Source organism: Nonomuraea zeae, from assembly GCF_005889725.1.
Taxonomy (GTDB): domain Bacteria; phylum Actinomycetota; class Actinomycetes; order Streptosporangiales; family Streptosporangiaceae; genus Nonomuraea; species Nonomuraea zeae.
In genome coordinates, this window is record NZ_VCKX01000316.1 from 1 (window position 1) to 13,431 (window position 13,431).

At 70.5% G+C, this 13,431-nt stretch carries 13 protein-coding genes; 11 read left to right on the top strand and 2 right to left on the bottom strand.

The window, feature by feature from the left end; translation table 11 throughout:
• Positions 1–887, top strand: an 887-nt coding sequence (locus ETD85_RS52035; RefSeq protein WP_138697272.1) for an MFS transporter, incomplete at its 5' end; no start/stop codon positions are given.
• Positions 888–910: 23 nt separating this feature from the next.
• Here the strand turns inward: ETD85_RS52035 and ETD85_RS52040 are convergent.
• Both ETD85_RS52040 and ETD85_RS52045 read right to left on the bottom strand, forming a co-directional pair.
• Positions 911–1,678, bottom strand: a complete 768-nt coding sequence (locus ETD85_RS52040; protein WP_138697273.1) for an ABC transporter permease — start codon at positions 1,676–1,678, stop codon at positions 911–913.
• On the bottom strand, positions 1,675–2,583 hold the full coding sequence (locus tag ETD85_RS52045; protein ID WP_138697274.1) for an ABC transporter ATP-binding protein: 909 nt from the start codon (positions 2,581–2,583) through the stop codon (positions 1,675–1,677). The genes ETD85_RS52040 and ETD85_RS52045 overlap by 4 nt, the downstream gene beginning before the upstream one ends.
• 281 nt (positions 2,584–2,864) lie before the next feature.
• Here ETD85_RS52045 and ETD85_RS52050 point away from each other — a divergent pair, with 281 nt between their 5' ends.
• The 10 genes from ETD85_RS52050 (at position 2,865) to ETD85_RS52095 (ending at position 12,679) form a co-directional block, all read left to right on the top strand.
• Positions 2,865–4,157, top strand: coding sequence for a multidrug effflux MFS transporter (locus tag ETD85_RS52050; protein WP_138697275.1), 1,293 nt, complete (start codon positions 2,865–2,867; stop codon positions 4,155–4,157).
• Positions 4,158–4,248: 91 nt separating this feature from the next.
• Entirely contained in the window at positions 4,249–4,962 is a 714-nt protein-coding gene (locus ETD85_RS52055; protein ID WP_138697276.1) for a helix-turn-helix transcriptional regulator, read from the top strand.
• Positions 4,959–6,371 carry a Fe-S cluster assembly protein SufB gene (gene sufB, locus ETD85_RS52060; RefSeq protein WP_138697277.1) on the top strand — a complete coding sequence of 471 codons (1,413 nt, stop codon included), beginning with the start codon at positions 4,959–4,961 and terminating at the stop codon, positions 6,369–6,371. Before ETD85_RS52055 ends, sufB begins: the two co-directional genes overlap by 4 nt.
• Positions 6,371–7,492 (top strand): Fe-S cluster assembly protein SufD, encoded by a 1,122-nt coding sequence (gene sufD, locus ETD85_RS52065; RefSeq protein WP_138697278.1) that lies wholly within the window; start codon positions 6,371–6,373, stop codon positions 7,490–7,492. The genes sufB and sufD overlap by 1 nt, the downstream gene beginning before the upstream one ends.
• Entirely contained in the window at positions 7,489–7,806 is a 318-nt protein-coding gene (locus tag ETD85_RS52070) for a non-heme iron oxygenase ferredoxin subunit (protein WP_138697279.1), read from the top strand. Before sufD ends, ETD85_RS52070 begins: the two co-directional genes overlap by 4 nt.
• A 2-nt stretch (positions 7,807–7,808) precedes the next feature.
• Positions 7,809–8,555 (top strand): Fe-S cluster assembly ATPase SufC, encoded by a 747-nt coding sequence (gene sufC / locus ETD85_RS52075; protein WP_138697280.1) that lies wholly within the window; start codon positions 7,809–7,811, stop codon positions 8,553–8,555.
• Entirely contained in the window at positions 8,552–9,808 is a 1,257-nt protein-coding gene (locus tag ETD85_RS52080; protein WP_138697281.1) for a cysteine desulfurase, read from the top strand. The genes sufC and ETD85_RS52080 overlap by 4 nt, the downstream gene beginning before the upstream one ends.
• Before the next feature lie 2 nt (positions 9,809–9,810).
• Entirely contained in the window at positions 9,811–10,251 is a 441-nt protein-coding gene (gene sufU, locus ETD85_RS52085) for a Fe-S cluster assembly sulfur transfer protein SufU (RefSeq protein ID WP_138697282.1), read from the top strand.
• On the top strand, positions 10,248–10,607 hold the full coding sequence (locus tag ETD85_RS52090) for a metal-sulfur cluster assembly factor (protein ID WP_138697283.1): 360 nt from the start codon (positions 10,248–10,250) through the stop codon (positions 10,605–10,607). Before sufU ends, ETD85_RS52090 begins: the two co-directional genes overlap by 4 nt.
• Positions 10,608–10,906: 299 nt before the next feature.
• Entirely contained in the window at positions 10,907–12,679 is a 1,773-nt protein-coding gene (locus ETD85_RS52095; protein ID WP_240779992.1) for a DEAD/DEAH box helicase, read from the top strand.
• Positions 12,680–13,431: the final 752 nt, after the last annotated feature.

Sequence of the window (13,431 nt, forward strand, 5' to 3'; positions counted from 1 at the left end):
GCAGCGCGCTCATCCAGCAGATGAGCGACAAGAAGATCAACGAAAGCAACAGCAACTGGAGCGGCAGCTACTCGCTGAAGGGCGGCATCACCAACCCTTCGGTGGCGCTCGCCTCCACCCTGCCGAACGTGAACATCACCGCCACCTTCGCCGCCACCGCCGAGGTCGGCGTCTCCTGGTGGCTGGTGCCCGCCGCCTGCGCGCTGGCCTGCGCCTTCATGCTGCGCGCGCTCCCCGAGCCGGCGCGCGCCGTGCCTGAGGCGGGTGCGGCGCAGGGGGCGGCCGGATATCTGGGCGCGGTGCTCAGGCAGCCGTGGGCGCTGCTGGTGTTCGGGCTGGCGTTCGTCGAAGGCGCGATCCTGCTGGGTGCCATGCCGTTCCTGGCGCCCGCGCTGGAGCACACCGGGCTGGACACCGCCGTGGCGGGCCTGGCCATCACCGCGTACGGGCTGGGCCTGTGGCTGCTGTCGAAGCTCGTCAAGCGGCTGTCAGGGCGCTGGCCCACACCTCTGCTGATGGTCGTGGGCGGCGCGCAGCTGTGCGCCGGGTTCGCGCTCGCGGCGGTGCACGTGAGCCTGGCCACCGTGGCCGTCACGGCGCTGCTGCTCGGCGGGGGCTGGTCGTTCCTGCACTCCTCGCTGCAGACCTGGGCCACGGCGGTGGTGCCCGAGGCCAGGGGCACGACGATCGCATTCTTCGCCTCCGCGCTGTTCGTGGGCAGCGCGGTCGCGTCGTGGGCCGCCGGGCCGCTGGCCGAGCAGGGCCGCTACGGGCTGCTGTTCTGGCTGGCCGCCGGGGCGGCGATCCCGCTGACGGCGGTCGCCGCGCTCACCCGGCGCCGCTACGGCGCGCTGCGCGCGGAAAGCCCCCAGCCCCAGCCGGAGTGACCACCGGGCGGGGCCGGCGGCCGTCACTCCCAGCGGAACACGCGCGAGACCAGGCCCAGCGACAGCACCGCCCAGGCGGCCAGCACGGCCAGCGGGCCGAGCGGCAGGGCGGCGCCCTCCACGAGCACCGCGCGCAGCCCGCCGGTCAGCGCGGAGATGGGCAGCACCTCCAGCACCGGCCGCATGCCTTCGGGGAACTTCGACAGCGGGAAGATCACCCCGCCGGCCCCCAGCAGCACCAGGTAGACGAGGTTGGCCCCGGCCAGCGTCGCCTCCGCGCGCAGCGTGCCGGCCATGAGCAGCCCCAGCCCGCTGAACGCCGCCGTGCCCAGCACGATCAGCAGCACCGCGCTCAGGAACGAGCCGTGGGGCCGCCACCCCAGCGCCAGCCCCACGGCCACGATCACCACGGCCTGGATGGCCTCGACGGCCACCACGGCCCCCGTCTTGGCCAGCATCAGCCCGGCCTTGGACAGCGGGGTCGCGCCGAGCCGCTTCAGCACGCCGTAGCGGCGCTCGAAGCCCGTCGCGATGGCCTGGCCGGTGAACGCGGTGGACATGACCGCCAGCGCCAGCACGCCCGGGGCCAGGAAGTCGACCCGCCTGCCGCCGCCGACGTCGATCAGCGGCGCTAGCGAGAAGCCGGTCAGCAGCAGCACGGGGATGATCATCGTGAGCAGGAGCTGCTCGCCGTTGCGCAGCATGGCGCGGATCTCCGCGCCCGCCTGGGCCAGGACCATGCGCGGGAACGGCGCGGCGCCCGGCGCCGGCGTGAAGTCCAGCGCGGTCATCGCAGCTCCCTGCCGGTCAGTTCGAGAAAGACGTCTTCGAGCGTGCGGCGCTCGATCCGCAGGTCGTCGGCCGTGACACCCTCGGCCGCGCACCAGGCCGTCACCGTGGCCAGCAGCTCGGGGCCGACCTGGCCCTCGATGATGTAATGGCCGGCCGGCGACTCCTTGGCCGCGCTGCCCGCGGGCAGCGCGTTGAGCAGCTCCTCCAGCGTCAGCCCCGGCCGGGCCCGGAACCTGAGCTGCCGCTCGGCCCCGGTCAGCGAGGCCGGGCTCCCCTCGGCCACCACGCGGCCCCTGTCGATGATCACGACGTGGTCGGCCAGCCGCTCGGCCTCGTCCATGTGGTGGGTGGTCAGCACGACCGACACTCCCGCGCCGCGCAGCTCGCCGACGAGGTCCCAGCAGGCGTGCCTGGCCTGCGGGTCGAGGCCGGCCGTGGGCTCGTCGAGGAAGACCAGCTCGGGCCGCCCGATGACGGCCGCGGCCAGCGACAGCCGCTGCTGCTGCCCGCCGGACAGCCGACGGTAGGGGGTGCGTACGTGATCGTCGAGCCCAAGCCGCAGCAGGAGCGCACCGGCGTCGAGGGGGCGGGCGTAGAAGCGGGAGACCAGGCGCAGCCACTCGGCGCAGCGCATCGCCGGCGGCACGCCGCCCGCCTGGAGCATGACCCCCACCCTGGGCCGCAGCTCGGGCAGCGCGGGCGCCAGGCCGAGCACCTTGACCGTGCCCGCGTCGGCCTTGCGGAACCCCTCGCAGATCTCGACCGTGGAGGTCTTGCCGGCGCCGTTGGGACCGAGGACCGCGGTGACGGCGCCGCGCTCGGCGCGGAATGAGAGGCCGTCGACGGCGGTCCGGCCGCCGTAGCGTTTGACCAGGTCGACGATCTCGACGGCTGGGGATTCCATGGCCATGAGTTTAGGGACTACGCCACCCGGTCCGGCCCGCAGGTGAGCGTGAGCCGGGCATGGCTGGAAGCATGGCCGGATTTGGACAGGTCCTGACCCGCCCGTTTCCCGGAAAGTGCTGACAGGGAGTGAAAGTCCACCGCAGGGGCGCGACGCTGTCCCTGATCCAGCTGCACGAAATCGGCTAAATATCTGATAACCGGGAATTAGGAGGACCGAATCCTGGTTTGATCCCTCGGCCCTTGTGGGCCGCAAGCCCATGAGGGAAGAGGGGATCACGCATGTCCGTGGCCGATGCCACGTCAGCCGCCGTAGTCACATCCACTGCAACAACCACCGGTGCACCGGCCGCGAAGATACCGGCCGCGCAGATACCGGCCGCGGAGAAGACGAGCGGCCGCCGCGGACTCCTCCTCCTGATCCTCGGGGCACTGTCGGCGATCGGGCCGCTGTCCATCGACATGTACCTCCCCGCGCTGCCCTCGATCACCTCCGAGATGCTCAGCGCGCCCGCCCAGGTGCAGCTCACCCTCACCGCCTGCCTCATCGGCGTCTCCGTGGGCCAGGTGATCGCGGGGCCGGTGAGCGACGTGCGCGGGCGCCGGGTGCCGCTGATCGTGGGCGTGGCCGGGTTCATGCTGGCCTCGCTGCTGTGCGCGTTCGCGCCCTCGGTGCCCATGCTCATCGCCTTCCGCCTGCTCCAGGGCATCCTCGGCGGCGCCGCCCTGGTGATCGTGCGCGCGGTCGTCCGCGACCTCTACGACGGCGCCGCGATCGCCCGCATCTTCGCCACGCTGATGCTCGTCAGCGGCCTGGCGCCGATCCTGGCGCCCATCGCGGGCGCCCAGCTCCTCGCGTTCACCTCCTGGCGCGGTGTGTTCGTGGCGCTCAGCATCGCCGGGCTCGTGCTGCTGCTGGCCGTGCTGCCCGGCGTGCGCGAGACGCTGCCGGCCGAACGGCGTGAGAGCGGCGGGCTCAAGCACACCGTGGCCACGTTCTGGAAGCTCCTGCGCGACCGCGCGTTCATGGGCTCCGCGCTCACCGCGGGGCTGGCGTTCGCGGCCATGTTCGGCTACATCTCCGGCTCGCCGTTCGTGCTCCAGGAGGTGTACGGCGCCACGCCCCAGCAGTACTCGCTCATCTTCGGGCTCAACGCCCTGGCGCTGACCGTCATGGCCCAGGTCGGCGGCCGGCTGTCCGGGCGGGTGCCGCCCGCGCTCCTGGTCCGCATCGGGCTCGGCACCGGCCTGGTCGGCGCCGTGCTGCTGATGACCGCCGCACTCACCGGCCTCGGCCTGTGGGGCATCGTCGGCGGGCTGGTCGTCATCATGCTCGGCCAGGGGCTGACGCTGCCCGGCACCGGCGCGCTGGCGCTGGCCTCGCAGCCCGCGCAGGTCGCCGGCAGCGCCTCCGCCCTGCTGGGCGTGCTGCAGTTCGCGCTTGGCGCGGCCGCCGCTCCGCTGGTCGGTTTGGCCGGATCCGGCTCCGCGGTGCCCATGGCGTGTGTCATGCTCGGGCTCATCTGCTGCTCCGCCCTGACGTTCACGATCCTGGGCCGGGCAAAGGTTAGGTAAGGCTACCCTGCGTGATAAATTCCATCCCGCCCCTGGTCGGATCCGTTTGTGAAGCGGGAAGGAATTACGGCACACTGATGTTGTGAAAAACATGCCCACGATCGAGCCGAGCAGCGAGCGCAGCACACGCGCACGTGTCGCCAGGCTGATCCTTGAGCATGGTCCCGTCGCGGCCGCCGCGCTGGGCGAGCGGCTCGGGCTGACGCCCGCCGCCGTCCGCCGTCATCTCGACGCGCTGCTGGCCGACGGGATGATCGAGCCTCGCACGGTCCGGCCGCGCGGTCAGCGCGGGCGCGGACGGCCCGCCAAGCTGTTCGCGATCACCGACGCGGGGCGCAGTGCTTTCGAGCACGCCTATGACGACCTGGCCGGGAGCGCGCTGCGTTTCCTGGCCGAGCGCATGGGACAACAAGCCGTGTCCGACTTCGCCCGCTCGCAGGTCAGCAGCCTGCTGAGGCGGCTGGAGCCGGTCATGCGGACGGTGCCGGCCGACCAGCGCGTGCAAGTGCTGGCGCAGGCGCTGTCGGCGGAGGGGTATGCCGCCTCGGCCACCAAGGCCAAGTCAGGCGGCGACCAGCTCTGCCAGCATCACTGCCCGGTGGCACACGCGGCTGCGGAGTTCCCGCAGCTCTGCGAGGCCGAGACGGAGGCGTTCGCGCAGCTTCTCGGCACCCCGGTGCAGCGCCTGGCCACGATCGCCCACGGCGACGGGGTCTGCACGACGCATGTGAGCCCGCAGTCGCTGGGTGATTCCGCACATAGAGGCAAGAGCCTTAACGAAGAGAGCAAGGAGACCGGAAGGTGACTGTCACCGACCGCCCGGAGCTGGAAGGCCTCGGGAATTACAAGTTCGGCTGGGCCGACTCGGATGCCGCCGGGTCCGCGGCCAAGCGTGGCCTGTCCGAGGAGGTCGTCCGTAACATCTCCGCGCTCAAGAACGAGCCGGAGTGGATGCTCGACCTTCGGATGAAGGGCCTGCGCCTGTTCGGCAAGAAGCCGCTGCCCACCTGGGGCTCCGACCTCACCGGCATCGACTTCGACAACATCAAATACTTCGTGCGCTCCACCGAGAAGCAGGCCGCTTCCTGGGACGAGCTGCCCGCGGACATCAAGAACACCTACGACAAGCTCGGCATCCCCGAGGCGGAGAAGCAGCGCCTCATCGCCGGTGTCGCCGCCCAGTACGAATCCGAGGTCGTCTATCACAAGATCCGTGAGGACCTCGAGGAGAAGGGCGTCATCTTCGTCGACACCGACACGGGCCTGAAGGAGCACGAGGAGCTCTTCAAGGAGTACTTCGGCTCGGTCATCCCGGTGGGCGACAACAAGTTCGCCGCCCTCAACACCGCCGTGTGGTCCGGTGGCTCGTTCATCTACGTGCCGCCGAACGTCGAGGTCGAGATCCCGCTGCAGGCCTACTTCCGGATCAACACCGAGAACATGGGCCAGTTCGAGCGGACCCTGATCATCGTGGACGAGAACAGCTACGTCCACTACGTCGAGGGCTGCACCGCGCCGATCTACTCCAGCGACTCGCTGCACAGCGCCGTCGTCGAGATCATCGTGAAGAAGAACGCCCGCTGCCGTTACACGACCATCCAGAACTGGTCGAACAACGTCTACAACCTGGTCACCAAGCGCGCCGTGGCGTACGAGGGCGCGACCATGGAGTGGATCGACGGCAACATCGGCTCCAAGGTCACGATGAAGTACCCGGCCGTCTACCTGATGGGCGAGCACGCCAAGGGCGAGACGCTGAGCGTCGCGTTCGCGGGCGAGGGCCAGCACCAGGACGCCGGCTCGAAGATGGTGCACCTGGCGCCCAACACCAGCTCCAGCGTCATCTCCAAGTCGGTGGCGCGCGGTGGCGGCCGCACCTCCTACCGCGGTCTCGTGCAGATCGAGGAGGGCGCCCACGGCAGCGCCAGCACCGTCAAGTGCGACGCGCTCCTGGTCGACCAGATCAGCCGCTCCGACACCTACCCCTACGTCGACGTCCGCGAGGACGACGTCTCGATGGGCCACGAGGCCACGGTCTCCAAGGTCAGCGAGGACCAGCTGTTCTACCTCATGAGCCGCGGGCTCGACGAGGACGAGGCGATGGCGATGATCGTGCGCGGCTTCGTGGAGCCGATCGCGCGTGAGCTGCCCATGGAATACGCGCTCGAGCTCAACCGGCTGATCGAGCTGCAGATGGAAGGAGCCGTCGGCTGATGGGCCTGAACGAGAAGCCCCTGTCGACCCTGCACGAGAAGGCGTCCTACGACCTGGACGACTTCGAGGTCCCGACGGGGCGCGAGGAGGCGTGGCGCTTCACGCCGCTGTCGCGGCTGAAGGGCCTGCACACCGGCAAGGCGGCCACCGCCGGCCACGTGCGCGTGGACGTCGACGCGGCCCCCGAGGTGACCGTCGAGACCGTCGGCCGCGACGACGCCCGCCTCGGCAAGGCGTACACGCCGGCCGACCGGGTCAGCGCGCAGGCCTGGACCAGCTTCGAGAAGGCCACCGTGATCACGGTGCCGCGCGAGGTCGTCGCGTCCAAGGAGACGGTGCTCACGCTCACCGGCTCGGGTGACGGCGCGACCTACGGCCACATCGTGGTCAAGCTGGAGCCGATGGCCGAGGCCGTGGTCGTGCTCGACCACAAGGGCAGCGCCGTCTACGCCGACAACGTCGAGTTCGTCGTCGGCGACGGCGCCTCGCTCAAGGTCGTCACCCTCCAGGACTGGGAGCACGACGCGGTCCACGTCTCGCATCACCACGCGCAGCTCGCCAAGGACGCGACGTTCAGCAGCTTCGCGGTGACGTTCGGCGGCGACCTCGTACGCCTGTCGCCCAGCGTCTCCTACACCGCCCCCGGCGGCGACGCGGACCTGTCCGGCGTCTACTTCGTGGACGCGGGCCAGCACCTGGAGCACCGCCTGCTGGTCGACCACTCGCAGCCCAACTGCAAGAGCAACGTCGACTACCGCGGCGCCCTGCAGGGCGAGGGCGCGCACGCCGTCTGGATCGGCGACGTGATCATCAGGGTCGAGGCCGAGGGCACCGACACCTACGAGCTCAACCGCAACCTCATCCTCACCGACGGCGCCCGCGCCGACTCGGTGCCCAACCTGGAGATCCTCACCGGCGAGGTCGCCGGAGCCGGGCACGCCTCGGCCTCCGGCCGGCTCGACGACGAGCACATCTTCTACCTCCAGGCCCGCGGCATCCCCTATGACGAGGCCCGCCGCCTGGTCATCCGGGGCTTCCTCGGCCAGCTGATCGAGAAGATCCAGGTCGAGGGGATCCGTGAGCGCGTGCTCACCGCGCTGGAGGCGGAGCTCGCCCGATGAGTTTCGAGAAGGTGTGCAAGGTCGAGGACGTCCCCGACGGGGGCGTGCTCGGCGTCGAGGTCGGCGAGACCCCGGTCGCACTGGTCCGGCAGGGCGCGGACGTCTTCGCCCTGCATGACGTCTGCTCCCACGCCGAGGTGAAACTCAGCGAGGGAGAGGTCTACGACGGCACGCTCGAGTGCTGGCTGCACGGATCGTGCTTCGACATCCGCTCGGGCAAGCCGACAGGACCGCCCGCCACCAGACCCGTGAACGTCTACACAGTCAAGATCGACGGCGATGACGTCCTCGTCTCGCTCTCGAAGGAGTCATAACCGTGTCAACCCTAGAGATTCGTGACCTGCACGTCGCCGTCGAGGACAAGGAAATCCTGCGCGGCGTCAACCTGACCGTGAAGGCGGGCGAGACCCACGCCATCATGGGCCCGAACGGCTCGGGCAAGTCGACGCTCGCCTACGCGATCGCCGGTCACCCCAAATACACGATCACCGGCGGCCAGGTGCTGCTCGACGGCGTGGACCTGCTGGAGCTGTCGGTCGACGAGCGGGCCCGCGCGGGCCTGTTCCTGGCCATGCAGTACCCGGTCGAGGTCCCCGGCGTCTCGGTCTCGAACTTCCTGCGCTCGGCCGTCACCGCCGTCCGCGGCGAGGCGCCCAAGCTGCGCGAGTTCGCCAAGGACCTCAAGGGCGGCATGGACGCGCTGTCCATCGACCCGGCCTTCGCCCAGCGCAACCTGAACGAGGGCTTCTCCGGCGGCGAGAAGAAGCGCCACGAGATCCTCCAGATGGAGCTGCTCAACCCGAAGATCGCGGTGCTCGACGAGACCGACTCCGGCCTCGACGTCGACGCGCTGCGCGTGGTGTCGGAGGGCATCAACCGCTTCCGCGCCTCCGGTGAGACCGGCGTGCTGCTGATCACTCACTACACCCGCATCCTGCGCTACGTGAAGCCGGAGTTCGTGCACGTCTTCGCCGGCGGCCGGATCGTCGAGGAAGGCGGCCCGGAGCTGGCCGACAAGCTCGAGGCCGAGGGCTACGAGCAGTACACGAAGGCATCTGCATGACTTCCATCAGCTTGGATGTGGAGAAGATCAGGAAAGACTTCCCGATCTTCTCCCGCGAGCTGCCCGACGGGCGTCCGCTCGTCTACCTCGACTCGGGCAACTCCTCACAGAAGCCCAACCAGGTCATCGAGACCATGCGTGACCACCTGGCGCTGCACTACAGCAACGTCGGGCGGGCCATGCACGTCCTCGGCGCCGAGTCGACCGACGCCTACGAGAACGCCCGCGACAAGATCGCGGGCTTCGTCGGGGCGCCGTCGCGCGATGAGGTGATCTTCACCAAGAACGCCTCCGAGGCGCTCAATCTGGTGGCCTACGCCTTCGGCAACCCCACCAACACCGACCCCCGCTTCACCCTCGGCCCCGGCGACGAGATCGTCGTCTCCGAGATGGAGCACCACTCCAACATCGTGCCGTGGCAGCTGCTCGCGCAGCGCACCGGCGCGACGCTGAAGTGGTTCGGGGTCACCGACGAGGGCCGTCTCGACTTCGACCCCGCGGTGATCACCGAACGGACGAAGATCGTCTCGATCGCCCACCAGTCGAACGTCCTCGGCACCGTCAACCCGGTCGTCGCGGTGGCCGCCCGGGCGCACGAGGTCGGCGCGCTGATCATGCTCGACGCGTCCCAGTCCGTCCCGCACCACCCGGTGAACGTGGCCGACCTGGACGCCGACTTCGTGGCCTTCACCGGCCACAAGATGGTCGGCCCCTCGGGGATCGGCGTGCTCTGGGGCCGGGCCGAGCTGCTCGAAGCCATGCCGCCGTTCATGGGCGGCGGCGAGATGATCGAGGCGGTCTGGATGGACCACTCGACGTACGCGCCGGTCCCGCACAAGTTCGAGGCCGGCACCCCGCCCATCGTCGAGGCCATCGGGCTGGGCGCGGCCGTCGACTACCTCACCGAGGTCGGCATGGAGGCCATCGAGGCGCACGAGCGCACGCTGACGGCGTACGCGCTCGAGGCCCTGCGCGACGTGCCGTCCCTGCGGCTGATCGGGCCCGACTCGCTGGAGCTGCGCGGCGGCACGGTGTCGTTCACGCTGGAGGGCATCCACCCGCACGACGTCGGGCAGATCCTGGACGACCAGTTCGGCGTCGCCGTACGCGTGGGGCACCACTGCGCGCGCCCCCTGCACCTGCGGTTCGGAATACCGGCGACCACACGGGCGTCGTTCTACCTGTACAACACCACGGCCGAGATCGATGCCCTGGTCCGCGGCCTCCATCACGTCCAGAAGGTGTTCGCATAGCCATGATCGGCGAGTCGATGTACCAGGAGCTGATCCTGGAACACTACAAGCACCCGCAGGGGCGGGGGCTGCGTGAGCCGTACGACGCCGAGGTTCACCACGTGAACCCCACGTGCGGCGACGAGATCACGCTCAGGGTCAAGGTGGGCGACGCCGGCAAGATCCTCGACGTCTCCTACGACGGTCAGGGCTGCTCGATCAGCCAGGCCGCCGCCTCGGTGCTGCACGAGCTCACCACCGGCTCGACGGTCCAGGAGACGCTCTCCGTGGTCGACGAGTTCACCAGGCTCATGCAGGGCAGGGGGAAGGTGGAGGCCGACGAGGAGGTGCTCGGCGACGCGGTCGCGTTCGCGGGCGTGGCCAAGTTCCCCGCACGTGTTAAATGTGCGTTGCTTTCCTGGATGGCCTACAAGGATGCTGTTGTGAGGAGTGCTGCCGAATGAGCAAGCCAGTGGAGACTCCTACCGGCTTCGACGGTGAGGCGACCGTCGAGGAGGTCATGGAGGCGCTCAAGGACGTCGTCGACCCCGAGCTCGGCATCAACGTCGTCGACCTGGGCCTCATCTACGGGCTCAACCTCGACCCGTCCGACGGCGGGCAGCCCGTGGCCACCATCGACATGACCCTGACCAGCGCGGCGTGCCCGCTGACCGACGTCATCGAGGACCAGGCCCACTCCGCGCTCGACGGCATGGTCTCCGACGTCAAGATCAACTGGGTCTGGCTGCCGCCGTGGGGCCCGGACAAGATTACCGACGAAGGGCGTGACCAGCTCCGTATGCTAGGCTTCAACGTCTGATCTTTTCTGCTGTTACGGCTGACGTAAAGCGTCAGCCGCTTCAGCGTGCCGAGGAGTGTTTCGGAAGGTCCGGACCCGTCCGGGGAATATCCGATAACATCCCGGCGTTGGCACCAGGTACACCTGACGCCTCATTGCGTGTCTCGCGCCGCCTGCGGCCGGTGCCCCGGTGTATCCCCCTTATCCGACCCGTCTACGTGGCGGGTGTCCTGAACGTGTACGGCCCCCGCCGTACGTCCCGGCTCGTCCTTTCGCAGAAGTGACGCGCCACTTCGACGAAAGGCACGAACTTCGTGACCATGCTTGACGCTGTCATGCCCTCCCTCGGCGAAAGCGCCCCTGAGCCGGGCCCTTCCGAGTTCGAGCTGCTCGGGTTGCCCAAGCCGCTCATCAGCGGGCTGGCCAAGCAGGGCATCGACAGCCCCTTCCCCATCCAGAGCGCGACGATTCCCGACGTGCTCGCCGGACATGACGTCCTCGGCCGCGGCCAGACCGGCTCCGGCAAGACCCTGGCCTTCGGCTTGCCCACCATGGCCCGCCTCGCAGGCGTGCGGCCGGCTCCCGGCCGCCCCCGGGCCATGATCCTGGTGCCCACCCGTGAGCTCGCGCTCCAGGTGCACGACGCGCTGGAGCCGCTGGGCCGCGGCCTCGGGCTGCGCATGAAGGTCGTCGTCGGCGGCATGTCCATGGGCAAGCAGATCGAGGCGCTGCGGCGCGGCGTCGACATCGTCATCGCCACCCCCGGCCGCCTGGGCGACCTGATCCGGCAGGGCGAGTGCTCGCTCGGCGAGGTCGAGGTCAGCGTGCTCGACGAGGCCGACCACATGTGCGACCTCGGCTTCTTCCCCGTCGTCACGGAGCTGCTCGCGCAGACCCCGGCCGACGGCCAGCGGCTGCTGTTCTCCGCCACGCTCGACGGCGACGTCGACAAGCTGGTGCGGCGCTTCCTGCACAACCCGATCACCCACTCCGTGGCTCCGGCGACCTCGCCGGTCGACACCATGGAGCACCACGTGATGCAGGTCACGCGTGACGACAAGTTCGACGTCACGGCCGAGATCGCCAACCGCGAGGGCCGTACGATCATCTTCGTCCGCACCCAGCACGGCGTGGACCGGCTGTGCAAGCAGCTGGCCAGGGTCGGCGTCAAGGCGGGCGGCCTGCACGGCGGCAAGCGCCAGAACCAGCGCACCCGCATCCTCGCCGAGTTCCGCGAGGGCTCGGTCAACGTGCTGGTCTGCACCGACGTCGCCGCCCGCGGCATCCACGTCGACAACATCAGCCTGGTGCTGCACGTCGACCCGCCGCAGGACCACAAGAGCTACCTGCACCGGGGCGGCCGTACGGCCCGCGCCGGCGAGAAGGGCACCGTCGTCACGCTGGTGCTGCCCAACGAGCGCCGCTCGACCGACGCCCTCACCCGGCGCGCCGGCATCCACCCGTTCCGGCTGAAGGCGACCCCTGGTCACCCTCGCCTGGCCGAGGTGGCCGGCGCCCGCGTGCCGAGCGGCGAGCCGATTCCCGTCTGGGAGCCGGACGTCCGCAAGCCGCTGCGCCCGCGCCGTGAGGGCGGTCACAGTGGTGGCGGCGAGCGCCGCGGTGGGCGGCGTGGCCGTCGCGACTTCGACGGCGAGCGCCGTCCGCGGCGGCACGAGGACGGCGACCGTCCGTTCGCCGGTGGCGCCGCCGCCGGTGAGGACCGCCGGCCGCGCCGGCACGCCGACGGCGACCGGCCCTTCGTGCGGCCCGCTCAGGACCAGCCTCGCTCGTTCGGCGACGACCGCCGTCGTGACGGCGGCCGGGCCCGTGGCGGGTTCCGCTCCGACGACCGCCCGATCCGTCAGGACGACCGCGGCCAGCGCGGCGCCGGGGTCCGCTCCGACGGCCCGGCCGCCGGGACCGGCAGCCGGTACGCCGCCGATCGTGGCCGCCCGTTCTCTGGCGATCGCGACCGCGGGGTCCGCTCCGACGACCGCGCGCCGCGAGACGGGTACCGCTCCGGTGGTGGCCGTACGGACGAGCGTGGGAACGGTGGCTTCCGTCGCAACTCGGGCACCCGCTTCGAGCGCTGACCCGCTGATCGACCGCCGACTGCCCGCCGCACCTCCTCATGGGAGGTACGGCGGGCAGTCGCCATTTCCACCCCTCTCGCCTTCCGGGCCTCGCCTTCCGGGCCTCGCCTTCCGGCCTCGCCTTCCGGCCTCGCCTTCCGGCCCCGGATCCCCGGCCCGGCTCCTCCGGGTCTCGCCTCGTGGAGGCCTGATCGGGACACGGGTGGGGACCCCGCGCCGCCGGCCCCTGGCCCTGGAGCTCGAGCCCCGGATCCGGTCCTGATTCCCGGCGTTAGCTCCGGGCCCTGCCTCCGGGTGCTGTCTCCGGGCGTCTGCGGGCGCTGTCTCCGGGTGTCTGCGGGCGCTGTCTCCGGGCCTTGCCCCCGGACCCCATCGCGGGCCCCGTCCCCGGATCCCGGACCTGGCTCTCGGACCTGGCTCCCGGACTCGACCCCCACTGCGGGTGTGGGCTCCTGGCGCTGACGACCCGCTCTCGCACCTGCCCCGAGCTCCGGTTCCTGGGCTCGAATCGGGGCCCGGACCCTCAGCCTCGGTGTGAGGCGTCGTGCTGGGGGACATCCCGACCGCCCGAGCACCTCGGCCGCCCGAACCACGCGTCCGGATCCACACCCACGCCCGGATCCGCGCCTGCGCCTGTGCCCGCATCCGCGCCTGCGCCTGCGCCTGCGCCCGCGCCTGTCGGCTGCGCCCGCACCCGGGTCCGCCCACGGAGCTTAGGCTCTCCGGCCCCGTGTCCCTGTCTCTTATACCCC